This is a genomic window from Microbacterium canaveralium (assembly GCF_047238045.1).
Lineage (GTDB): Bacteria > Actinomycetota > Actinomycetes > Actinomycetales > Microbacteriaceae > Microbacterium.
In genome coordinates this window covers 247,795-269,729 of sequence record NZ_JBDFMA010000003.1, presented here as the reverse complement: position 1 = coordinate 269,729, position 21,935 = coordinate 247,795, and the positions used below count along the sequence as shown (strand labels likewise).

The 21,935-nt window shown below is 69.5% G+C and carries 21 protein-coding genes; 8 read left to right on the top strand and 13 right to left on the bottom strand.

The annotated features are described in order from the left end of the window. Positions 1–2: 2 nt before the first annotated feature. From ABC271_RS02185 to ABC271_RS02160, 6 genes are all read right to left on the bottom strand, one after another. Positions 3–569: a hypothetical protein gene (locus ABC271_RS02185; RefSeq protein WP_412923282.1), complete on the bottom strand. Its 567-nt coding sequence runs from the start codon at positions 567–569 to the stop codon at positions 3–5. A 127-nt stretch (positions 570–696) separates the two neighbouring features. Continuing rightward, positions 697–1,710, bottom strand: coding sequence for a LacI family DNA-binding transcriptional regulator (locus tag ABC271_RS02180; protein ID WP_412923281.1), 1,014 nt, complete (start codon positions 1,708–1,710; stop codon positions 697–699). A 143-nt stretch (positions 1,711–1,853) separates the two neighbouring features. Next, positions 1,854–3,329: a glycoside hydrolase family 1 protein gene (locus tag ABC271_RS02175; RefSeq protein WP_412923280.1), complete on the bottom strand. Its 1,476-nt coding sequence runs from the start codon at positions 3,327–3,329 to the stop codon at positions 1,854–1,856. A 29-nt stretch (positions 3,330–3,358) separates the two neighbouring features. Continuing rightward, positions 3,359–4,264 (bottom strand): carbohydrate ABC transporter permease, encoded by a 906-nt coding sequence (locus ABC271_RS02170; RefSeq protein ID WP_412923279.1) that lies wholly within the window; start codon positions 4,262–4,264, stop codon positions 3,359–3,361. Next, positions 4,261–5,319: a carbohydrate ABC transporter permease gene (locus ABC271_RS02165; RefSeq protein ID WP_412923278.1), complete on the bottom strand. Its 1,059-nt coding sequence runs from the start codon at positions 5,317–5,319 to the stop codon at positions 4,261–4,263. Before ABC271_RS02165 ends, ABC271_RS02170 begins: the two co-directional genes overlap by 4 nt. 76 nt (positions 5,320–5,395) lie before the next feature. Next, a complete protein-coding gene (locus ABC271_RS02160; RefSeq protein WP_412923277.1) occupies positions 5,396–6,667 on the bottom strand; it encodes an ABC transporter substrate-binding protein in 1,272 nt (423 codons plus the stop codon). Between the two features lie 252 nt (positions 6,668–6,919). On the opposite strand from ABC271_RS02160, the gene purS reads away from it, so the two are divergent. The 7 genes from purS (at position 6,920) to ABC271_RS02125 (ending at position 13,301) form a co-directional block, all read left to right on the top strand. Then, positions 6,920–7,168, top strand: a complete 249-nt coding sequence (purS, locus tag ABC271_RS02155) for a phosphoribosylformylglycinamidine synthase subunit PurS (RefSeq protein ID WP_022878640.1) — start codon at positions 6,920–6,922, stop codon at positions 7,166–7,168. Beyond that, entirely contained in the window at positions 7,165–7,872 is a 708-nt protein-coding gene (gene purQ, locus ABC271_RS02150) for a phosphoribosylformylglycinamidine synthase subunit PurQ (RefSeq protein ID WP_412923276.1), read from the top strand. Before purS ends, purQ begins: the two co-directional genes overlap by 4 nt. A 252-nt stretch (positions 7,873–8,124) precedes the next feature. Continuing rightward, complete coding sequence (locus ABC271_RS02145; protein ID WP_412923275.1) at positions 8,125–9,573, top strand: LuxR C-terminal-related transcriptional regulator; 1,449 nt, start codon at positions 8,125–8,127, stop codon at positions 9,571–9,573. A 23-nt stretch (positions 9,574–9,596) separates the two neighbouring features. After that, entirely contained in the window at positions 9,597–10,325 is a 729-nt protein-coding gene (locus ABC271_RS02140; protein WP_412923274.1) for a GntR family transcriptional regulator, read from the top strand. Positions 10,326–10,388: 63 nt separating this feature from the next. Then, positions 10,389–10,880, top strand: a complete 492-nt coding sequence (locus ABC271_RS02135; RefSeq protein WP_412923273.1) for an ureidoglycolate lyase — start codon at positions 10,389–10,391, stop codon at positions 10,878–10,880. Continuing rightward, a complete protein-coding gene (locus ABC271_RS02130; RefSeq protein WP_412923272.1) occupies positions 10,877–12,331 on the top strand; it encodes an FAD-dependent oxidoreductase in 1,455 nt (484 codons plus the stop codon). Before ABC271_RS02135 ends, ABC271_RS02130 begins: the two co-directional genes overlap by 4 nt. 46 nt (positions 12,332–12,377) lie before the next feature. Further along, positions 12,378–13,301, top strand: a complete 924-nt coding sequence (locus ABC271_RS02125; protein WP_412923271.1) for a 2-hydroxyacid dehydrogenase — start codon at positions 12,378–12,380, stop codon at positions 13,299–13,301. A gap of 7 nt (positions 13,302–13,308) precedes the next feature. On the opposite strand, the gene ABC271_RS02120 is transcribed toward ABC271_RS02125, so the two are convergent. The 6 genes from ABC271_RS02120 to ABC271_RS02095 all read right to left on the bottom strand — a co-directional run bounded on the left by ABC271_RS02120 (position 13,309) and on the right by ABC271_RS02095 (position 20,681). After that, positions 13,309–14,166, bottom strand: coding sequence for a lytic transglycosylase domain-containing protein (locus tag ABC271_RS02120; protein WP_412923270.1), 858 nt, complete (start codon positions 14,164–14,166; stop codon positions 13,309–13,311). Positions 14,167–14,308: 142 nt separating this feature from the next. Then, a complete protein-coding gene (locus tag ABC271_RS02115; protein ID WP_412923269.1) occupies positions 14,309–15,520 on the bottom strand; it encodes an ROK family protein in 1,212 nt (403 codons plus the stop codon). A gap of 87 nt (positions 15,521–15,607) precedes the next feature. Then, the gene (mmsB, locus tag ABC271_RS02110) at positions 15,608–16,828 is read right to left on the bottom strand and encodes a multiple monosaccharide ABC transporter permease (RefSeq protein ID WP_412923268.1); all 1,221 of its coding nucleotides are present in this window, start codon (positions 16,826–16,828) and stop codon (positions 15,608–15,610) included. Between the two features lie 5 nt (positions 16,829–16,833). Beyond that, entirely contained in the window at positions 16,834–18,363 is a 1,530-nt protein-coding gene (mmsA, locus tag ABC271_RS02105) for a multiple monosaccharide ABC transporter ATP-binding protein (RefSeq protein ID WP_412923267.1), read from the bottom strand. 75 nt (positions 18,364–18,438) lie between these two features. Next, positions 18,439–19,557, bottom strand: a complete 1,119-nt coding sequence (chvE, locus tag ABC271_RS02100) for a multiple monosaccharide ABC transporter substrate-binding protein (protein ID WP_412923266.1) — start codon at positions 19,555–19,557, stop codon at positions 18,439–18,441. Between the two features lie 242 nt (positions 19,558–19,799). Further along, positions 19,800–20,681, bottom strand: coding sequence for an NAD-dependent epimerase/dehydratase family protein (locus ABC271_RS02095; RefSeq protein ID WP_412923265.1), 882 nt, complete (start codon positions 20,679–20,681; stop codon positions 19,800–19,802). A gap of 83 nt (positions 20,682–20,764) precedes the next feature. On the opposite strand from ABC271_RS02095, the gene ABC271_RS02090 reads away from it, so the two are divergent. Beyond that, complete coding sequence (locus ABC271_RS02090) at positions 20,765–21,343, top strand: TetR/AcrR family transcriptional regulator (RefSeq protein WP_412923264.1); 579 nt, start codon at positions 20,765–20,767, stop codon at positions 21,341–21,343. Here the strand turns inward: ABC271_RS02090 and ABC271_RS02085 are convergent, their stop codons facing one another. Continuing rightward, positions 21,344–21,928, bottom strand: coding sequence for a nucleotidyltransferase family protein (locus tag ABC271_RS02085; RefSeq protein WP_412926090.1), 585 nt, complete (start codon positions 21,926–21,928; stop codon positions 21,344–21,346). Positions 21,929–21,935: the final 7 nt, after the last annotated feature.

Genomic DNA, 21,935 nt, shown 5'->3' with positions numbered 1-21,935 from the left:
GGTCAGCCGTAGATCTGGGCGGCGATGTCGGACAGCCACGCCCGCGCGTTGACGTTGACGGTCTCGAGGTAGATCCACACGTCGTCGCGCGCGACGATGACGTCCTCGCTGCTCGCCGCATCGCCGGGGCGCGAGCAGTACTGCGCTCCGAAGTCCTGCGCCGGCTGGCACTGGTATCCCTCGGACGTCAGCTGCGCGAGCCCGTCGGTCACGTCGGCGTCGCTCGCGGTGCTGACGATCAGCAGCACCGCGGCGGCTTCCTCCTGGATCCAGTTGCACGACAGCACGGTGGTCGCGTTCGGCGGGGCGGGGCGGACGAACCCGTCGGCGTGCTGGGCGGTGAGATCACCGACGGTCTCGGCGCGGCTGCTCGCGGTGCCGAGGTCGTCACAGGATGCCGGAACGTTGGCCGCCACGCTGGTCGAGGTCGAACTGGGCGAGGACGTGGGCGCGGGCGTGGCCGACGGCGTCACCACCGTCACCGACGGCGTGGACGTCTCGGACGCGACGGGAGTCGCCTCCTCGGGCACGCATCCGGTCAGGCTCGCCAGCGCCACCAGCGCGGCCACAGCGGAAACACTTCTCCATCGACGCATCGTCGGTCCTCTCGCGCGGGCGCGGATTCGGGTGCGCGCGCCGCCGTGCGCTCAGGCTAGCGGCTGGGCGCGTCGCTTGTCGCCCCGATCGGGGAAGCGCTCACGCCGAAGCGCGCACGATGATCTCGGTCGGCAGGATCGCAGTGTTGGCCGTCACCCGACCCGCGAGGACGTCCAGCAGCATCGTCGCCATCTGCCGGCCCTGATCGCGCGAGGGCTGCCGAACCGTCGTCAGGGCAGGTACGAGGGAGGTCGCGACCGCGGAGTCGTCGAAGCCGATCACGGCGATGTCGCGTCCCGGTTCGTGCCCACGCTCGCGGAGTGCCGTGTAGACGCCACGGGCCATGAGGTCGCTGGCGACGAAGAGCGCCTCGGGAAGATCCCCGGATGCCAGCATTCGGCGCATCGCCTCGGCGCCGCCCGCTTCGGTGAAGTCGCCGTCCTCGACACCCACGGGCTCGAGCCCGGCCTCCGCGAGGACGTCCCGAAACCCCTGGAGACGGTCGATGCCCGCGGGCATGTCGGCGGGCCCGGCGACGGTCGCGACACGGCGGTGACCGCGGTCGAGCAGGTAGCGGGTGGCATCCCGCCCGCCCTGGATGTTGTCGACGTCGACGTAGTGGTCGGTGGGTCGCACGCGCGCGGGGCGTCCGCCGAACACGACGGGGACCGTGTCGGCGAGGCGGTCGACGAAGGTGTCGCTCGTATGGTGCGAGGCCACGATCGCGCCGTCCACGCTGCCGCTGCGAAGGTACCCGAGGGCCTTGGCGCTCGCGTCATCGCTCGCGATCAGCATGTTCATGACGTAGTCGGAGTCGCCGATGACCTGCGAGATCCCCGCGACGATGGACCCGAAGAACGGGTCGCCGAAGAAGCGGTCGGTGTCTTCGGGGATGACGAGCGCGATCGCGCGCGTCTGGCGGCTGGCGAGCGACCGTGCGGCCCGGTTGGGGACGTACTGCAATTCCTCGATGGCACGGCGCACGGCCTCGAGGGCGGTGGGCGACACGGCCGTCGACCCGTTGACCACGCGCGACACGGTGGAACGGGAGACGCCGGCTCGGGCGGCGACCTCTTCGATGGTGGCGGCGCCTCGCGCAGGGGCGAGATCCATCGGCCTCCTCCCGGGTTCAGGGACGCGACGGTACGCCGGATCACTCCCGGCGACGTTGCGAGCGTACTCCTCCGCGGTCGAGGGATTCCGCTCGGCACGACCGCGGACGGGCCGTGCGATCGCCCGAGCTCCCGCGCTCGAGATCAGGCGGCGGGCAGTTCGTCGGCGACCGCAACGTCCGCGCGCAGTGCCCGCTCCGCGATGACCCGCGCGTAGGCGAGGCCGGAGTCCTTCACCGCTCGCTCCTGCGTCGCGTAGTCGACGTGCACGATGCCGAAGCGCTTCTCGTAGCCCCACGCCCACTCGAAATTGTCGAGCAACGACCAGTAGAAGTAGCCCCGCACGTCGACACCGCGATCGACGGCATCCAGGACGGCCGCGAGGTGCGCCTCGACGAACTCCACGCGCTCGACGTCGTGGACGCGCGTCTCGCCGTCCTCCGTGACCGGGACGTCGTCGTAGGCGGCGCCGTTCTCGGTGACGTAGAGCGCGACGCCGCGCTCGGCGGAGTACTCCGTGCTCACGCGTTCCAGCAGCTGGGTGAGCCCGTCGGGCTGCACCTCCCACCCCATCGTCGTGCGCGGCAGCCCGCGATCGTGCCAGTAGAGGTTCTCGTGCGCGGGGAACGGCGACGAGATCGGTCGCACCGTCGGGGCGTCGCCCCCGGGCGGGTCGACGAGTGGTGGAGTCCCACCGACGAACTCCCCGTGGTAGTAGTTCACGCCGAGCGTGTCGATCGGGGTCGAGATGACCTCGAGGTCGCCCGGCCGAACGGCGTCCTGCCAGCGCCGCACGGCCTCGGCATCCACGTTCCGGAAGTCCTGGATGATGTCGGCCGGGTAGCTGCCGCGGAACACCGGGTCGAGGAACCAGCGGTTGAACTGACCATCGATGCGACGCGCGGCGTCGAGGTCGGCGGCGTTCGACGGGTCGACGGCATCCGCGACCGTCAGGTTCAGCGTGAGCCCCAGGTTGAGCGACGCGTCACGGGCGCGCAGCTCGCGCACGGTCTGGCCGTGCCCGAGCAGCAGGTGATGCGCGGCGAGCATTCCCTCGGCCTGCGAGTACCGACCGGGCGCGTGGGCGCCGGCGGTGTAGCTGAGGAACGAGGAGCACCACGGTTCGTTCAGCGTCGTCCACACGTTCACGCGGTCGCCGAGTGCGTCGTGCATGTCGAGCGCGTACTCGGTGAAGAGGTCGCTCGTCTCGCGGACGGCCCAGCCGCCGCGGTCCTGCAGGGCCTGGGGAAGATCCCAGTGGTACAGGGTCAGCCACGGGAGGATGCCGGCATCCAGCAGCTCGTCCACGAGACGCTCGTAGAAGTCGACGCCCTTCGGGTTGAGCGCGCCGCCGTCCGGACGCACACGCGACCAGGAGGTCGAGAAGCGGTAGGTCTGCAGCCCGAGACGCTTCATCACCTGCACGTCATCGCGATACCGGTGGTAGTGGTCGCACGCGACGTCGCCGTTGTCGCCGTTGATCACCGCGTCGGGGACCCGGCTGAAAGCGTCCCAGATCGAGGCCGTGCGCCCGTCCTCGAACGCGGCTCCCTCGATCTGGTACGCGGCGGTCGCCGCACCGAACAGGAAGCCCTCGGGAAAGGCTCGGGTGTGGGACATGGATCGGGTTCCTTCCGTGGGCGCAAGTGTCATCCCTTGACCGCCCCTTGCATGATGCCACTGACCAGCTGCTTCCCGGCGAACACGAACAGCAGCAGCAGCGGGATCGTCGACAGCAGCACGCCCGCGAGCACGATGGAGTAGTCGACGAAGTAGTTGGACTGCAGCAGCGAGAGCGCTACCGGCAGGGTCGGGTTCTGCCGATCGAGCACGATGAACGGCCAGAAGAAGTTGTTCCACGCGCTCACGAACGTGAACAGCGCGAGCATCGCCGCGGCGGGGCGCGCCGCAGGGACACCCACCGTGAGGAACGTGCGGAACGAGCTGGCACCATCGACGCGCGCCGCCTCGATGAGCTCGTCGGGCACCGCCTGGCGCAGGTACTGCGTCATCCAGAACACGCCGAACGCGCTGGTGAGCGCCGGAATGATGATGGCGCCGAGCTGCCCGGTCCACCCCAGTTCGCTGAACAGGATGTACAACGGGACGACGCCGAGCTGCGTCGGCACGGCCATCGTCGCCACCACGAAGACCAGCAGCCACGGGCCGCCGCGGAACTTCAGCTTCGCGAAGGCCCACCCCGCGAGGGTGGAGAAGAAGACGACGGATGCCGCGATCAGCCCCGAGCTGATGATCGAGTTCAGCAGCGCGGGCCAGAAGTTCACCGCCGGGTCGCTGATGACGGCGGCGGCGTTGGCGAAGAAGTTGCCGCCGGGGATCCACGACCGGTTGGCGTCGCGGATCGTGGACGAGTCGCCGGATCCGATGAGCAGCGACCAGTAGAAGGGGAACACGCTCGCCAGCAGCACCGCGCCGAGCGCGGCGTACACGATCCAGCTCGGCCGCGAGCCGCGCACCGGGCGCGGACGTCGGCGCGGCGCCGAGGGCAGATCCGGGTCGACGACGGGGACGGGAACGGCGTTGACGGAACTCATCGTGCCGCCTCCTCTCGCGCGAGCTGCTTCTTCGCGGCGCGCGCCTGAGCGCGGACCTCGCGACGGGAGCGCGCGTCGCGCCGACCCTCGTCGCGCACGACGGAGCGCGTGATGAACAGGTTGATCACGCCGATGGCGAGGATGATGAGGAACAGGATCCAGGCCAGCGCCGCGGCGCGCCCGAAGTTCCACTCCCCCCACCCGACGTTGTAGAGCCAGAGCGTGACGGTGAGCCACTGGTTGTCCGCGCCGCCGGTGCCGTACTGGTCGTACATGCGGGGCTCGTCGAAGATCTGCAGGCCGCCGATCGTCGAGGTGATGATGACGAAGATCAGCGTGGGCTTGAGGCTCGGCAGCGTGATCGAGAAGAACTGCCGGATCTTCCCCGCGCCGTCGACGGTTGCCGCTTCGTAGTACTCGCGAGGTACGGCCTGCATCGCAGCGAGCAGGATCAGGGTGTTGTACCCGGTCCAGCGGAAGTTCACCATCGTCGCGATCGCGATGTGGCTCGCGAAGGCATCCGAATGCCAGGGCACGGCGGGGAGACCGAGGCTCTGCAGCGTGGTGTTCACGACGCCGTACTGGTCGCCGAACATGTTGCTGAAGATGAGGGCCACGGCCACCGGGGCCATGACGTAGGGGATCAGAACACTCATGCGCCAGAAGGTCTTGGCGCGGATGTTCTGGTCGAGCATCGCGGCGATGAAGATCGCGAGGATCAGCTGCGGGACGCTCGAGAGCAGGAAGATGCTGAACGTGTTGCGCAGGGCGATCCAGAACTTCGGCTGGCTGAGCACCCACGCGTACTGGTCGAAGCCGATGAAGTGCCCCGAGTTGCGGACCAGGTCCCAGTCCATGAACGAGATCACCGCGGTGTACGCGATGGGGAAGAGCCCCGTGACCGCGAACAGGATGAAGAACGGCGAGATGTAGAGGTAGGGCGAGAGTTTCAGGTCCCACGCGCTGCGGCGCTTGCTGAAACCCACGCGCCGGGGCTGGCGTCCCCCAGCGGACGGCGGCGCCGTCGGGGTCTGCCGTTCAAGTGTGCTGGTCACGTTCTGTCTCCTCCAGGGGGACGGGCGACGGATGCCAGGGGCCGAAGCAGCAGCCCCTGGCATCCGTTCGCGCGGGTCAGGAAAGGGCGTCGACCTCGGTCACCCACTGCTGCCAGGAGGAGGTGGCATCCTGCGTGCCGTCTTCGACACGCGTCAGCGCCTTCTGCATGGCGTCATTGATCTGGAAGTAGAACTTCCCCTTGTACGGCGACACCTTCACGGCCTGAGCGCGCTCCGAGAGCATCTCGCCGACGGGGGCGTCGTTGAAGTAGGCGTTGGTGCTACCGAGCAGGGCGTCGGCCTTGAGGGCGTCGGTCTGGCTCGGGAAGGTGCCCGCGTTCTCGAACGCCTTGACCTGCGTCTCGGGGTCGGTGAGCCAGTCGGCGAGCTCCTGTGCGGCCTCGACGTTCTTACCGTTGGCGGGGACGGTCAGGTACGAGCCACCCCAGTTGCCGGCGCCGCCGGGGAACACGTTGGCGATGTCCCAGCCCTTGACGTCGGGGGCGTTGCCCTCGATGACGCCGAGCATCCAGCCGGGGCAGAGCATCGTGGCGAAAGCGCCGTTGGAGAGCCCGGCGAACCAGTCGTCGGACCACTGGCCGAGGTGCGCCGACTGCGTCGCGCTGGCCTTGAGCACCTGGTCGTAGATCTTCTTGACCTCGGGGTTGGAGGTGGCGGTGATCTCTCCGTTGTCGGGGTTCTCGTACGCGGCCTCCACCTGGTTGATGGCGCCCTGGTAGGTGCCGCCGGCGGAGTCGAAGAACGCCTTGCCGGTCGCGGCCACGTACTTGTCGCCGACCTCGAAGTAGGTCGACCAGTCACCCTGGAGGAGCTTTGCGACCTCGGCGCGGTCGGTGGGCAGGCCCGCCGCGGCGAACAGGTCGGAGCGGTAGCAGACGCCCTCGGGTCCGATGTCGGTGCCGTAGCCGATGAGGTTGCCCTCGGGGCTCGTCGCGGCCTCCACCTTGTAGTCGAGCCAGCGGCTCTTCAGGTCGTCGGGCACGGGGGCGAGGAGGTCGGCGTACTCCATGACCTCGGGGAGCCAGTCGACCTCGATCGCCTCGATGTCGGCGAGGCCGGTCTTGCCGAGCTTCTGAAAGTAGTTCTCGCGCGCGTCGTTGCTCGTCGCGGCCTTGTTGTGGACGATCTTCACGTTCGGGTGGGCGTCCATGTACTCCTGCAGGAGCGCATCGGTGTACCCGAAGTCGTTGAACGTCGCGATGGTGAGGGTGACCTCGCCGTCGCCGGAAGCGGTGCCCCCGCTGCCGGAGCAACCGGCGAGCACGAGGGCGGAGGTGGAGGCGACGGCCGCGATGACGGCGGTACGACGCAGGGCACGTGATTTCACAGAACACTCCTTCGTGGTGGGTGATTCGGTGTGCTCCTATGCGCGGCGCTCCCTCGACCTCTGAACCGTGGGAGCGCTCTCACCGATCGCGACCGAGGCTATGGGATCGCTCCCACGGTGTCAAGAGAGCGCTCCCATATCGGAAGGGAGCACGCAAGGGCTTGCATCGACCACGCACAGGGGCGTGTCGGTCGACCCCGGGCACGGCCACGTAGAATGGCATCCATTGCCCTTCCGACACCTGGAGCTGGAATGCCCACCATCGTCGTCGACGTCATGCCCAAGGCCGAGCTTCTCGACCCCCAGGGGAAGGCCGTCGCCGGTGCCCTGTCGCGACTGGGTGAGAACCGCTTCTCCGACGTCCGCATCGGCAAGCGCTTCGAACTGACGGTCGAGGGCGAGGTCGATGAGGCCACGCTGGCCCGCGCCCGCGAGCTCGCCGACGAGATGCTGTCGAACGCGGTCATCGAGGACGTGGTGAACATCGAGGTCGTCGAGTGACGACGCGCATCGGGGTCATCACCTTCCCGGGCTCGCTCGACGACCGCGACGCGCAGCGCGCGATCCGCCTCGCGGGTGCGGAGCCCGTCGCCCTGTGGCACGGCGAGCACGACCTGCGCGGAGTCGACGCGCTCGTCCTCCCCGGCGGATTCAGCTACGGCGACTACCTGCGCGCCGGAGCGATCGCCGCGTTCGCGCCGATCATGGCCGAGGTGAAGGATGCCGCGGCCAAGGGCATGCCGATCCTCGGCATCTGCAACGGCTTCCAGATGCTCGTCGAGGCGCACTTGCTGCCCGGCGGCCTGATCCGCAACGCGCACCAGCAATTCATCCGTCGCGACCAGCGTTTGCGCGTCGACAACGCCTCGACGGCGTGGACCAGCGAATTCGACGAGGGCGACGAGATCGTCATCCCCCTGAAGAACGCCGACGGCGGATACATCGCGGATGCCGAGACCCTGGCCCGCGTCAACGGCGAGGGGCTCGTCGCGTTCCGCTACCTGGGCGTGAATCCGAACGGTTCGCTCGACGACATCGCCGGCCTCACGAACGAGCGAGGCAACGTCGTCGGCCTGATGCCGCACCCCGAGCACGCGGTCGAGCCCGGCTTCGGCCCCGGTACGACCGTCGCGATGCGCTCGGGCGTCGATGGGCTGGGCTTCTTCACGTCCGCGATCTCGGCCGTCGTGTCCGCGGCCGCGTAAAGCCACCCACCACCTCTCCTCCCCACGGCGTCGCGCCGCGCCGACCACTCGTTTCGGTGGGTGAACCGGGCGCGTTCTTGGCACATTTGTCATATCCTCGCTGTGGGGGCCGCTTCCCTGGGGGCATGCGGTCTCAGCGGCCGCTCGTGTACCCGAATTCGCGTCCGACCGCCCTTCCCGGGTGTCTGTCAATCCACGACGCGATCGCCGCGCACGCCAGCGGCGCGGATTCGCTCGTGCGACGGAGGTCATATGAGCGATTCACACGGTGCCACCGGGCACAGCGCCACTCTGCGTGCCGCGGCCGCGCACACGTTCGCGCGATTGGAGCCCGGACACGGACAGCCTCTTCCCCGGCACCTCTCGCTGCTCGCCGAGGCCGAACCGGGCCCCCCGCCGCTCGTCTGGACCGACACGCGCGCGATGCTGCTGTCGGCGATGCTCGTCGCGCGCGCCCGCAACGATGCGCTGGGCGACGGCATCGACCTGGTCTCACGCTACTTCGACACCGGGCGCCTGACGCGGCCCGCCGCGCTGTCGGGACCGGCCCGGTCGGGACTCTTCGCGAGCGTCGCCGAGTACTGCGCCGCCATCGGCTGGCCGCAGATCGGCGGTCATTACGCCGCCGAGGCGCTGATGTTCGCGGAGACACCCGCGCAGCGATATCGCGCACTCAGCGTTCAGGCCCTGAACCTCGGGTTGAATGCGGAATACCCCGCGGCCACGGTCGCGATCGACGAGGCCCGGCGCGTGTTCGTCGACGAGGGATGGTCCATCGAGAACACCTCCCACTGCCTGCTCCTGGGCGATGGGCTGGTCACCGTCAGCACCGCCGACATGGACCATATGCGAGAGATCGCCGACGAACTGGAAGCTGCGCAGCCGGACGATCCCTACTGGGCATTCAGCGTCGGGATGATCCGGGTGACGGCCATGTTCATCGATCGCAACCTCACCACGGGCCTCGCCGACAGTCGACAGCTGCTGCACGGATCCGGCCGCACCCGCAGCTTCCGGATCGTGCGCGATCTTCTTCTGGGCCTCCACGCGGACATGCTCGCCGCCCAGGGCGAGTTCGACGAGGCGATGGCCGTGATGGCGAACGCCGCCACGCACCCGGGCCACGCGGTCTGCTTCCCGATGCAGCGCGCGGGCGTCCTGCTTCAGATGGGCCGTGAACGCGAGGTCATCGAAACCACCAACGCATGTGTCGCGCTGCTCGACGAGCACTGTCTCCGAACCCTCACGCCCGTGTTGACGCGGAGAGCGGTCGCCTTCCTCCGGCTCGGAAGCGAGAAGCGCGCCGTGCAGAGCATGGAATCCGTCGTCCAGCTGATCGGGCGCACGGGAGGCTCGGTCACGCCGTTCCTAATGATCCCCTTCGACGACACCGAACGGCTGCTCAGCCTCGTCGTCGAACACAACCCCGGCCTGGCTCCGACGGTCGCGATGATGCGCCAGATCCTCCCGATGATCGCCGCCCGCTCCAACGGATCGGGAGCCTTTGCCGCCCTCACCACGACCGAACGCGAGTTGGCCTACCTGCTCACCTCGCCCCTGGGCATCCCCGAGATCGCGCGGGTGCGCAACGTGTCGGTGAACACGGTGAAGTCTCAGGTCCGGTCGATCTACGGCAAGCTGGGAGTGTCGAGCCGAGAGGACGCCGTGGAGCTGCTGCAGCGTCCCGACGATTGGCCGTGAGGCTCGCACGGAACGAGAGGCCCATGCGCGCGACAGACCAGGACGCCGTCATCGACCGGATCCTCGCCCTCTGGAGCGGCGACCTCGAGACGTTGCCGTCCGAGCCACGCCTCGCCGAGCTCACGGGAGCGAGCCGGGCCTCGGTGCGTGAAGCGCTCGTGCGCCTCGAGGAGCGCGGCTACGTCCACCGCACGCAGGGCACGCGAACGACACCGAACCGACGCCTCCCCGACGTCGGGCGCCGCATCGACGAACAGTTCGACCACTCCCTGTCGATCCGGTCCGCCGGTTACGAACCGCTGCTCGAGGTCGCGGCATCCGGGGTGCACGTGCTCCGGGGCGGCGACCCGGGCCGCTTCGACGACCTCCCGGACGGCACCCGGGTGTTCCGCACCGTCAAAGTGTGGCGGGTCGACGGGGCCCCCTACGCCCTCGCGGAAGACCTCGTTCCGCTCGCGCGCGAGGTCGACCTCGACCCGCGGCGACCCGTGTTCGACCTCGCCGAGGAGGCCAACGGCATCCGGGTCGCGTGGGAGACCCTGTGGGTCGATGCGGTGGGCCTGGATGCCGAGCGCGCGGCGCTGCTCGCGACGGCCGAGGGCACCCCGGTCGTCGAGATGACGTACTGCGGATACGGGACGGGCGACGACGTCGGGTACTGGTCCCGCGAAGTGCAGGTGGCCGCGCCCGCCGGGCTACGGAACGCGCTGATCCGTCGGGTCCGGCACGATCGGGGCGTTTCGGGATCGTAACAGCGTCGTGAACATGTCAGACAAGTATGGTGAGCACTTGTCGGACAGGCGTAGCTTGGGGGCATGACCGACACGCTCCCCGCCCACCCGCTGACCGCCGAGACGGTCACCGCAGAAACGTTCGCCCCGTTCGGCGTCGTCCTCACCCCCATGGCCGACGGCACACCCTTCACGTCGGAGGAGGCCGTGCTCGACGTGTCCGGCGGCATCCCGCGGTTCTACCTCATGTCGCTCGACGACAAGAAGCCCGAGTTCACGCGCGTCACGCGGCACCTCGAGACCACGCAGACGCTCATGTCCGTCGGTGACGTCGAGTGGACCATCGCCGTCGCGCCCGCCGGCATCGACCAGCCCGGTCTCGACGACCTGCGCGCGTTCCGCATCCCGCCGCGCACCGCGATCACGATGCTCAAGGGCACGTGGCACGCGGGTCCGTTCTTCGCCGAGCCGAGCATGGACTTCGTCAATCTCGAACTCGACGACACGAACGTCACCGACCACCACAACTTCCGGCTCGACGACGCGTACGGCGTGCGGGTCGTCATCCCCGAGTGAGCACGCTCGCACCCCTCCGCGACGCATCGGCGCGGTTGGCCGCGCTCGAACGGGAGGCCGCGCACCAGGAACACCTCAGCGCGGGGGACGGACGGTCGTGGGTCGGTGAGCGCGACGGGGAACACCCGGTCGTGATCGTCGGCGCCGGGCAGGCGGGGCTCGTCCTCGCCCGCGGTCTGCGCGCCCGCGGGATCGACGACGTCGTCGTGCTCGACGCGGCGCCGGCCGACGCGACCGGCCCCTGGACGACGTACGCCCGCATGCACACCCTCCGCACGCCGAAGGACATCGCGTGGCCGACGTGGGGCGTTCCGGCGGAGAGCCCGCGCGCGTGGTTCGAAGCCGTGTACGGCGAAGCGGCGTGGGACGAGATCGCCTTCTTCCCCACCGTCGCGTGGCAGGGATTCCTGCAGTGGTACCGCACGGTCGCGGGTGTCGAGGTCGTCGGCTCGACCACGGTCACGAGGATCACGGCGACGGATGCCGACGGCCCCCTGCGCCTGCAGCTCGACGGCCCCGACGGCTCCTGGGTGCTGCTGGCCCGCCATGTCGTCCTCGCGACGGGGATCGAGGGCGCGGGCGGTCGGCACCTCCCCGCCCTCCTCGCCGGCCTCCCCGCGGAACGCGTCCACCACACTCACGACGCGATCGATTTCCCCGCCCTCGCCGGAAAACGCGTGGGCATCCTCGGGGCGGGCACCGGCGCGTTCGACAACGCCGCGACGGCCCTCGAGCACGGCGCCGCCGCGGTCGACGTGCACATGCGTCGCCCGGCGATGCCGCAGGTGAGCCCGTACCGGTGGATGGAGTTCGCAGGTCTCATCGAGAACTACGGCTCGCTCACCGACGCGCAGAAGTGGACGTTCAACGTGCACCTCTCCGCGGTCGACCAGCCCGCGACGCAGAACGCGATCTGGCGCGCGCACGCCTTCGACGAGTTCCGCTTCCTCACGTCGTCGCCGTGGCACGGTGCCGAGTGGGACGGCGACGACATCGTGGTGACGACGCCGCACGGCATCCACCGCTACGACGTCGTCATCGCGGCGACGGGGATCGTCGCGGATCTCGCCAGCCGTCCGGAGCTGTCGACGGTGGCCCCGGATGCCACGCTCTGGGCCGACCGCCTCACTCCGGCGCAAGCGGCGGAGAGCCCGGGTCTCGCCGCGTTCCCCTATCTCGACGACGACTTCGGTCTGGTCAGCCGCAGCGCACCGGAACACTCGGCGCTGTCACGCATCCACATGTTCAATCACGGCGCGCGGATCAGCCAGGGCATGCTGAGCCATCAGATCCCCGGCCTGGTCGGCGGGGCGACGAAGCTCGCCGCGGCACTCTCGCGTCGACTCTTCACCCGCGACGCGGACGCGCTGATGGCGGAGTACCTCGCGTACGACGTTCCGGTCGGGGTGCACATCGGTCGGCGGCCCGCGCCCGCGGATGTCCCCGGTTGACCGACACGACGTGCTGCCCCACGCACGCGCGGGTAGCGTGGGGCGGGTGACTTCCTCGCTCGTCGTGTCCGTGCCCACCGCGCAGCTCCGAGATGACCTGCTGCCGTTGCCCGAAGGGGTGGAGGTGCTCGTCTGGGACATGACGGATGCCGCACCCCGCCCGCACATCGACATCGTGGTGCCGCCGTACATGTCGATGGACACCGTCATCGCCCGGCTGTCCGAAGTGACGACGCGGCTCGTGCAGGGACAGTCCATCGGGTACGACAACGTCGAGGGGCGCCTCCCCGCCGGCATCGCGTTCGCCAACGCGACGAGCGTGCACGAGACGGCGACGGCCGAACTCGCCGTCACACTGGCGCTGGCAGCCCAGCGGTCGCTCCCCGCCTTCGTCCGCGCGCAGGACCGAGCGGAATGGAAGGGCCTGTGGGCGCCGGGCCTCGCCGATGCCCGCGTCACGCTGCTCGGCTTCGGCGGCGTCGGCCGCGCCATCGCTGCACGCCTGAAGCCCTTCGAGGTCGAGCTGCGCGCGGTCGCCTCGCACGGCCGGCTGCAGGACGATGTGGAAGTCCTCCCGCTCGGCGAGCTGTACGACGTCCTCGCGGGAACCGACGTGCTCATCGCTTCGCTGCCCGGCGGCGAGAAGACCCGGCACCTCGTCGACGATGCAGCCCTGTCGGCCCTGCCCGACGGCGCGCTCGTGGTGAACGTCGGCCGCGGTCCGGTGGTCGACACCGACGCTCTGGTCGACCACGTGCGGAGGGGACGCATCCGCGCAGCACTGGATGTCACCGACCCCGAGCCGCTGCCCGCCGATCACCCGCTGTGGTCGCTGGACGGCGTGCTGATCGCTCCGCACGTCGGTGGCGCGACCGACTCCATGCGCCCGCGCATCGCGCGGCTCGTGCGTCGGCAGATCGACCACTTCCTCGCGGGCGAGGAGCCCGAGAACGTCGTGCTGCGCAGCTGATGCGCGCTCAGCCCGCGGCGCGCGCAGCGTAGGTGTTCGCCGCCGCGGCGACGTCGTCGACGTAGCTGTCGAGGTGGTTGTAGGAGAAGATCGCCCGTCGCCAGCCCGTGGCACTCGTCATCTCGCCGGCCGCGCAGAGGTAGCGGCCTGCCGCGAGGGCGGCGTCATCGATCTGGTTCGGGTCGGCCACACCGTCGCCATTGCCGTCGGCACCCCACCGCTGCCACGTGGCGGGGATGAACTGCAGCGGTCCGACCGCGCGATCCCAGGTGGCATCCCCGTCCCACTCACCGCCGTCGGTGTCGGCGATCTCGGCGCTTGCGCTGCCGTCGAGGGGGATGCCCCTGATCGCCGGCTGCGGGTAGCCGGCGGCATCCAGGTGACCTCCCGAGTGGGTGCCGTGCGCGGACTCGATCGCACCGATCCCGGCGAGCGTGTTCCACCCCAGTCCGCAGCCCGGCTGCTCGGCCTTCAGGGTCAGCGCGGCCGAGGCGTAGGCGCGGAGGGCGCGTTCCGGGATGCCGGTGGCTGCGGCGGTCCGCGCGCTCCAGGTCGCGTCCGCGGTGACGAGCTGCACCGTGGACGGGGCGTCCGCCGGCGCGGGATCGGCGGTCTGCGTCTCGGTGCTTTCGGAGCCGGTGACGGCCGTGGCATCGGGGTTCACCGTCGTGGTGATGTCGGCGGGCACCGGCTCTGCGGCCGCCGCCACGGGGGAGAAGGCCGCGACGCGCTCCCCGAGCGGACGCTCACGCCCCGCGGTCTGCGCCGACACGACGAGTGCGATCGCGATGCCGACGAACAGCACCGCCGCAACGGCGGCGAGCACGGATGACCACGAACGACCGCGGCCGGCGTCGAGATCCACGCGGGCCCTCCCCTGGCATCCGCTCGGGTAGCGCATGCCGCGGCGAGGCTAGCCCCCGTGATTGACCAGCGGGTGAACGACGCCCGTCGCCGCGGGAGCACGGGCGCCACGTCGCCGGACGTTCGGCAGCGCGCGCCCGGCGTCAGCCGCGGAAACCGGCCGGATTCGCCAGGAGGTCCGCGAACGCGAGCTCGGCGGGGCCGATGAGCATGAGGCGCGAACGCAGGTGCGCGCGTTCGAGGCGGATCGTTCGCCCCTCCGCGCCGAGCGGGTGGACGCGTACGGCCTCGGCGAGGCGCTCGCGACTCACCGACAGGAGTGCACCGAGGTACCCGGACAACACGACCGTCTCGGGGCTGAACGCGTTGACGAAGTTCGTCAGCGCGAGCGACAGAACCTCGACCTGGCGCGTGACCTCGGCCATCACCCGCGGGTCGCGGGCGACCCCGAGCTCGACATCGAGCTCGTCCTCGTCGAGCTTCCGGCGACCGAGCAGCGGCTCGAGGAGGTCGAGCCGGACCTCGGCCTCGAGGCATCCGTTCCGCCCGCACACGCACGCGCGCCCGCGGGGATCGATGACGGTGTGGCCGAGTTCGCCGGCGTAGCCCGAGGTCCCGCGCAGGAGCGTGCCGTCGATGATGAGGCCGCCGCCGATGCTGTGCATCGCGCCGCCGAGGTAGAGGAGGTTCGACACCCCGACGCCGACGCCGAACCGCGACTCGGCGAGCGCGCCGATGCTCGCGTCGTTGCCGGCGGAGACCGGGATGCCGAGCTCGTCGCTCAACCGCGCGGCCACCGGATCGCGCCGCCACCCCAGTGTCGGCGACACCAGCACCGAGCCGTTGGCGTTCACGAGCCCGGGGACGGCGAGACCCGCGCCGACGACGCGGTAGTGCCGGTCGATGTCGGCCCGCATCGCCTCGACCGACGACGCGACGATCTGCACGAAGCGACGCGGGGACGGCGCACTGGCCGTGTCGTGCCGGAGCCGCGCGTGGACGACGCCACCGAGCCCGACGAGCGCGACCGTGATGGCGTGCGGTTCGGCGCGGACGCTCAGCGCCGCGACGTGATCCTCGGGCTCGATGTCGAGCGTGGGGCGACCGACCTTGCCGGTCCGCTCACCGGCGGCGACCTCGCGGACGAGCCCCAGTTCGGTCAACTCCATGACCAGGCCCGTGACCGTCGAACGATTCAGACCGATCGTTGCACCCAGCTGGGCCCGTGAGAGCGCTCCCCGGAGGTGGAGCAACGACAGCACGGACGCGAGGTTCTGCTGGCGGATGAGGTCGTTCGTCGTACGACCTGCGGGCGGTGCGAGCGGCGTCGCGGGCTCGAACACGGCAGGAGTCATGAGGGCACCTCCCCCATTCTCGCATCGAGCGCCCCCCGGTCCTCGCCGGTGTGGGGAGCACGGCCCACGGCCACGCTCCCCACCCGATCAGGCACCGCCGTTGCGTCGCTTGTTGAAGATGTCGAACGCGACGGCCAGCAGCAGCACGATGCCCTTGATGGCCATCTGCCAGGCCGCGTCGACGCTGAGGATGGACAGGCCCATGTTGAGCACGCCCATCACGAGACCACCGACGACCGCGCCCACGACGGTACCGATACCGCCCTGGACCGCGGCGCCACCGATGAACACCGCGGCGATGGCATCCAGTTCGTAGTTCTGACCCGCGGATGCCACGGCACCGCCGGCGCGCGCCGTGCTCACGACCGCGGCGAGACCGGCGAGCACACCCATGTTCACGAAGATGAAGAAGTTGACCCACTTCGTCTTCACGCCGCTCATCACGGCGGCGAACAGGTTGCCGCCCATCGCGTAGATGTGACGACCGAACGTCGTGCGGTTCAGGACGAACGTGTAGGCGAGCACGAGCACGGCCAGGATGATGAGCACGATCGGCGTGCCGTTGTACGCGGCGATCGTGAAGGCCACGGCCATGATCGCGACGACCGCGATCGCGTTCTTCAGCCAGAACGACCACGCGACCTCGCGGGGCAGTTCGAGACGGCGCAGCGTGGCGCGGGTGCGCAGCTGCTGCACGATGAGGAGCACGCTCGCGATCGCACCGAGGACGAGGGTGAGGCTGTCCCAGTTGCCGACGTAGCCGAGGACGGGCGGCAGCCACCCGGCGCCGATCGCCGTGAAGCCGTCGGGCAGACCGCTGATCGTGCCGCCGGTGAGCAGAACGAGCGTGAGTCCGCGGAAGAGCAGCATGCCCGCGAGGGTCACGATGAACGCGGGTATCCCGACGAAGGCGACCCAGAATCCCTGCCAGGCCCCGACGATCGCGCCGACGATGAGCGACAGGATCACCGCGACGAACCAGGGCAGGCCCCACTGATTCATCGCGATCGCCGCGATCGCGCCGACCATCGCGACGACCGATCCGACCGACAGGTCGATGTGACCGGCGATGATGACCATGACCATGCCGATCGCGAGGATCAGCACGTAGGCGTTCTGCTGGATGAGGTTGTTGACGTTGCCCGGGAGCAGCAGGCGTCCGCCGGTGAGCACCTGGAACAGCACGATGATGATGACCAGGGCGGCGAGGATGCCGAACTGCCGGAAGTTGATGCGCGCGAGAAGACCGCGGCGCCGCGGCCCGGGTTGCGTCGGCGCTTCGACCGTCTGGGTGGATGCGGTGGCCATTGCTGTCAGTTCCTTCCGGCGGTCATGTGCCGCATGAGCGTCTCCTGGGTGGCATCCTCACGGCTGACCTCGGCCGTGATGCGTCCTTCGGAGATGGTGTAGATGCGGTCGGAGAGGCCGATGACCTCGGGCAGCTCCGACGAGATGACGATGACGGCCTTCCCCTGGGCCGCGAGTTCGTTGATGATGCCGTAGATCTCGTACTTCGCCCCGACGTCGATGCCACGGGTGGGCTCGTCGAGGATCAGCACGTCGGGTCCGGTGAACATCCACTTCGACAGGACGACCTTCTGCTGGTTCCCGCCGGAGAGGCGTCCGGTGATCGCGGCGACGCTGGGCGCCTTGATGTTCATCTTGTAGCGGTACGAATCGGCGACCTTGTACTCGCGGTACCGGTCGACGACGCCGAGACGCGCGAGGCGGGCGAGGGCGGAGGCCGAGACGTTGACCTGGATGTCGCCGATGAGGTTCAGACCGTACTTCTTGCGGTCCTCCGTGGCGTAGGCGATGCCGTTCTTGATGGCGGCATCCACCGTGCGCACGTCGATCTGCTGACCGTCCTTGTAGACCTCTCCCGAGATCCCGGTGCCGTACATGCGGCCGAAGATGCTCATCGCGAGCTCGGTGCGCCCGGCGCCCATGAGACCGGCGAAGCCCACGATCTCGCCCGCGCGCACCATGAAGGACGCGTCGTCGATGACGACGCGCTCGGTGTCGACGGGGTGGTGGACGGTCCAGTGCTCGACGCGGAACAGCTCCTCGCCGATGTCGGGCTCGCGCGGGGGGAAGAGGCTGTTGAGGTCGCGACCGACCATGGCGCGGATGATGCGTCCCTCGTCGGTTTCGGGGTCGTCGCGCCGCATCGTCTCGATCGTCCGGCCGTCGCGGATGATCGTGATGCGGTCGGCGATGCGGAGCACCTCCTTCAGCTTGTGGCTGATGATGATGCAGGTGATCCCCTGGTCGCGCAGCTGGTCGATGAGGTCGAGCAGGTGCGCGGAGTCGTCGTCGTTGAGGGCGGCGGTGGGCTCGTCGAGGATGAGGAGCTTCACTTCCTTGGCCAGCGCCTTGGCGATCTCGACGAGCTGCTGCTTTCCGACGCCGAGCTCGTAGATCTTCGTCGCCGGGTTCTCGCGCAGGCCGACGCGCTTGAGCAGTTCGGCGGCGGCGGTGTTCGTCGCGTTCCAGTCGATGACGCCGCGCTTGGACTTCTCGTTGCCGAGGAAGATGTTCTCGGCGATCGAGAGGTAGGGGCTGAGGGCCAGCTCCTGGTGGATGATGACGATGCCGGCGGCCTCGCTGTCGTTGATCGAGCGGAACGCGACCGGCTCGCCCTCGAGGGTGATCGTGCCGTCGAAGCTCCCGGCGGGGTAGACCCCGCTGAGGACCTTCATCAGCGTCGACTTCCCCGCGCCGTTCTCGCCGCAGATCGCGTGCACCTCACCGCGGTGCACGTCGACCGAGACGTCGGCCAGGGCCGGCACGCCGTTGAACGACTTGGAGATCCCCGACATGCGCAGGATCGGTTCGGTCATGGTGTCTCCCTCCGTCGCCGCGCGGCGACAGATAGAGCGGCGGGGCGGGCGAACCCGCCCCGCCGCAGTTGCGGATCAGAGCCCGACGTCAGAGGCCTTCAGGAAGCCCGAGTCGATGAGCTTGGACTGCACGTCGTCCTTGACGACGACCTCAGGCGTCAGCAGGTACGACGGGACGACCTTCTTGCCGTTGTCGTAGGTCTCGGTGTCGTTGACCTCGACCTCCTTGCCGTCCTTGATCTCCTGGATCATCGTGAAGACGCGGTCACCCAGCGCGCGGGTGTCCTTCCAGACCGTCATCGACTGCAGACCGTCGAGGATCGCCTTGACGTTGGCCTTGTCGGCATCCTGGCCCGTGATGATCGGGTAGTCGGCGCCGGCGGTGTAGCCGGCCGACTTGAGGGATGCTTCGATACCGATCGCGAGGCTGTCGTTGGGCGACAGGACGACGTTGACCTTCTTGCCGTCGCCGTAGAACGACGAGAGGCGGTTGTCCATCTCGGCTTGCGCCTTGTCGGAGGCCCAGCCCTGGATGCCGATGCTGGCCCACGCGTCGTCGTTGGCGGGCGACTTGCCGCTCGGGACGACGAGCTGACCCTTGTCGACGTACGGCTTCAGCACGTCCCACGCACCGGCGAAGAAGAACTTCGCGTTGTTGTCGTCGGGGCTGCCGGCGAAGGGCTCGAGGTTGAAGGGACCCTTGCCGTCCTTCAGGCCGAGCTGCTCCTCGATGTACTGACCCTGGAGGGTGCCCACCTTGTAGTTGTCGAACGTGGCGTAGTAGTCGACGTTCTCGCTGCCGTTGATGAGGCGGTCGTACGCGATGACCGTCGCGTTCTGGGCCTTGGCCTCCTGCAGGACCGGGCCGAGCGTCGAACCGTCGATGGCGGCGATCACGAGGATCTTCGCGCCGCCCGAGATCTGGTTCTGGATCTGGCTGATCTGCTGGTCGGTCTTGTTGTCGGCGTACTGCAGGTCGACGGTGCAGCCGGCGTCCTGGAGCTTCTTCTGGAGCTGCTCACCGTCGTTGATCCAGCGCTCGAGGCTGCGGGTCGGCATCGCGATGCCGACGTTGCACTCGCTGCTGCCCCCGGCGGCGTCGCCGCCGCCGTCGGCGGGACGCGTGGAGCTACACGCTCCGAGTCCGACGGCGAGAGCCGCGATGGCCGCACCGGTCAGAATTTTCTTCAGCATTGTGATCTGCGTTCCTCTCTGAACTGCAGGGACCCCCGTGGTCCGTACCCGGCGCCCTCCCCGGCGTCGGATCGGGTACGTCCTCGTCCCGGCTTCCTGGTGCCGTCGTTAATTATGACGGCTCCGTGAACATATCCCCGGGTGCCGGGATTTGTCCAGAGCTTCGACGCGGGCCGAGTGCAACGAACAGATAACGGAGTGGGGCTCGAGCCCCACTCCGTCACGCACCTCGGCCGCAACCGCTAGGGCTGCAGTTCCTCCAGATCGGCAAGGAGCGACGGATGCCGAGGCTCCCACCCCAACACCTGCCGGGTGAGGGCACTCGACGCGGGCTGGTCCATCGCGAAGATCGAACCGAAGGGGCCGAAGGTCTCCTCGGGGACCGATCGCACCGGAAGCTGGAGGCGTCGGCCGATGACCGTCGCGATGTCGACCACGCGGTCCCCCTCATCCGCAACGGCGTGCCACGCGCTTCCCCCGGGCGCCGACTCTAGGGCCAGACGGAACAGAGCGGCGGCGTCGCGGGCGTGTACCGCGGGCCAGCGCTGCTGCCCGTCACCGGGGTAGCCGGCGACGCCGGTCCGTCGCGCCGCCGCGGCGAGGAGCCCGGCGAATCCTCCCTCACCGTGCTCGTGCACCGTTCGCGGCATGCGGACCGCGGAAGCCCGCACCCCGCGCGCGGACAGGTCGAGCAGAGCCGTGACGGCGAGTGCGCGGCTGGCCACGGGACCTTCGAGCGGGAGCGGGTCGGACTCGGTCGCCGCGCGCCCCGGCACCCACGGCGTGCCGGACACCGTGACGATCGGCTTCCCGGTCCCGATCAGCGCGCCTCCGAGGGTCGCCATCGCCTCCCGCTCCTCGACGAGACCTCGATCCAGCGCCTCCGCACTGCCGTAATCGCGGCTGAAGGCGAGACTGATGACCCCGTCCGCTCGTGACGCGCCCTCGCGCAGGACGTCGAGGTCGGTGAGCGAGCCGCGGAGGACGTCCGCACCCGCGGCGAGGAGTGCGGACGCCGAGTCATCCGACCGCGCCAGTCCGAGGACGGAGTGGCCATGGGTAAGCAGTTCGGCGACGACGGCCGTGCCGATCGTGCCGGTGCCACCGGTGACGAAAACGATCATGGCGAAACCTTTCAGTGATGGGACTTTTATCCCATCACCATACGCCCCGACGGGACAATTGTCCCATCGGATAGGATTCCGGTATGGCTCGATGGGAACCGGGAGCGCGCGAGCGACTCGTCGTCGCGGCCGTCGACCTGTTCACGGAGCAGGGGTACGACGCCACGACGGTGACCGAGATCGCCGAGCGCGCCGGCGTGACCAAGAGCACGTTCTTCCGTCATTTCCCTGACAAGCGGGAACTCCTCGTGGCGGGACAGGAGACGCTCAGTCGCCTCCTGTCCGAGGGGATCGCCGAGGCACCCTCGAACGCCAGCCCACTGGAAGCGGTCGCCGCCGGGCTCGCGCGCGCGTCGAGCGAGATGGGCCCGCAGAACCGTGCACTCGGACCTCGATTGAAAGCGGCCGTCGCCGCCAGTGTCGAGCTCCAGGAACGGGACGCGCTCAAGAGCGTCGGAATGGCCGCCGCGATGTCGGCAGCGCTGAGCGAGCGCGGCGTGCCCGCGGCGACGGCGCACCTCGCCAGCGAGATGGGGGTGCTGGCCTTCAAGCAGGGTTATCAGCGCTGGTCCGACGACCCCCGCGGTGATGAGCAGGGGCTCGCCCCGCATGTCCTCCGCGTGCTCGACGAGCTCCGGGCCGCGGCCAGCGGCCTCGGCTGATCAGCGGACGTCGCGGTCGGCTCCCGACCACAGGTCGGCGCACTCGACGGCCTCGGCGCCGTGCGCCCGAAGGTACGGACGCGCGCCGACATCGCCGCGTACCGTAGCGGCCACCGCGATCCAGTGGTCCCGGCCGATCACGACCGGATGCCCGGGAGCGCCGTCGTAGGCGGCGAACGCCAGCGCATCGTCGCTCGTGCGCGAGGCCAACCGCGTGACGGCCGCGACGGGGAGATCCGGGGTGTCGACGGGAATCACGACGACCGCGGGAGCGGACGTGGATGCCACGGCCTCCAGGCCCGCGCGCAGAGACGCTGACACGCCCTCGCTCCACCCCTCCGCGCGCACGATGGTCGTCCCCGCGGGGACGAGGTGCCCCGCCGCGTCGGCCGCGGCACCCAGGACGACGAGGACGGGGTCGCACCCGCCCGCGCGGAGCGCACGGACGGCCTTCTCGACCCACGGGACACCGAGGGAATCGCGGGCGAGAGCCTTGGGGCCCCCGAACCGACGACCGGCGCCGGCGGCGAGAACGAGGCCGGCGGGCGTCTCTCCGACGGGGGCGGAACCGGTCGCGGAGGGCATGGTCACG

Coding starts and splice junctions, on each gene's coding strand:
- ABC271_RS02085 (WP_412926090.1), bottom strand. CDS start 21,928: ATGCCCTCCGCGACCGGTTCCGCCCCCGTCGGAGAGACGCCCGCCGGC.
- ABC271_RS02145 (WP_412923275.1), top strand. CDS start 8,125: ATGAGCGATTCACACGGTGCCACCGGGCACAGCGCCACTCTGCGTGCC.
- mmsB (WP_412923268.1), bottom strand. CDS start 16,828: ATGGCCACCGCATCCACCCAGACGGTCGAAGCGCCGACGCAACCCGGG.
- ABC271_RS02140 (WP_412923274.1), top strand. CDS start 9,597: ATGCGCGCGACAGACCAGGACGCCGTCATCGACCGGATCCTCGCCCTC.
- ABC271_RS02095 (WP_412923265.1), bottom strand. CDS start 20,681: ATGATCGTTTTCGTCACCGGTGGCACCGGCACGATCGGCACGGCCGTC.
- ABC271_RS02175 (WP_412923280.1), bottom strand. CDS start 3,329: ATGTCCCACACCCGAGCCTTTCCCGAGGGCTTCCTGTTCGGTGCGGCG.
- ABC271_RS02090 (WP_412923264.1), top strand. CDS start 20,765: ATGGCTCGATGGGAACCGGGAGCGCGCGAGCGACTCGTCGTCGCGGCC.
- chvE (WP_412923266.1), bottom strand. CDS start 19,557: ATGCTGAAGAAAATTCTGACCGGTGCGGCCATCGCGGCTCTCGCCGTC.
- ABC271_RS02180 (WP_412923281.1), bottom strand. CDS start 1,710: ATGGATCTCGCCCCTGCGCGAGGCGCCGCCACCATCGAAGAGGTCGCC.
- purS (WP_022878640.1), top strand. CDS start 6,920: ATGCCCACCATCGTCGTCGACGTCATGCCCAAGGCCGAGCTTCTCGAC.
- ABC271_RS02170 (WP_412923279.1), bottom strand. CDS start 4,264: ATGAGTTCCGTCAACGCCGTTCCCGTCCCCGTCGTCGACCCGGATCTG.
- ABC271_RS02135 (WP_412923273.1), top strand. CDS start 10,389: ATGACCGACACGCTCCCCGCCCACCCGCTGACCGCCGAGACGGTCACC.
- mmsA (WP_412923267.1), bottom strand. CDS start 18,363: ATGACCGAACCGATCCTGCGCATGTCGGGGATCTCCAAGTCGTTCAAC.
- ABC271_RS02115 (WP_412923269.1), bottom strand. CDS start 15,520: ATGACTCCTGCCGTGTTCGAGCCCGCGACGCCGCTCGCACCGCCCGCA.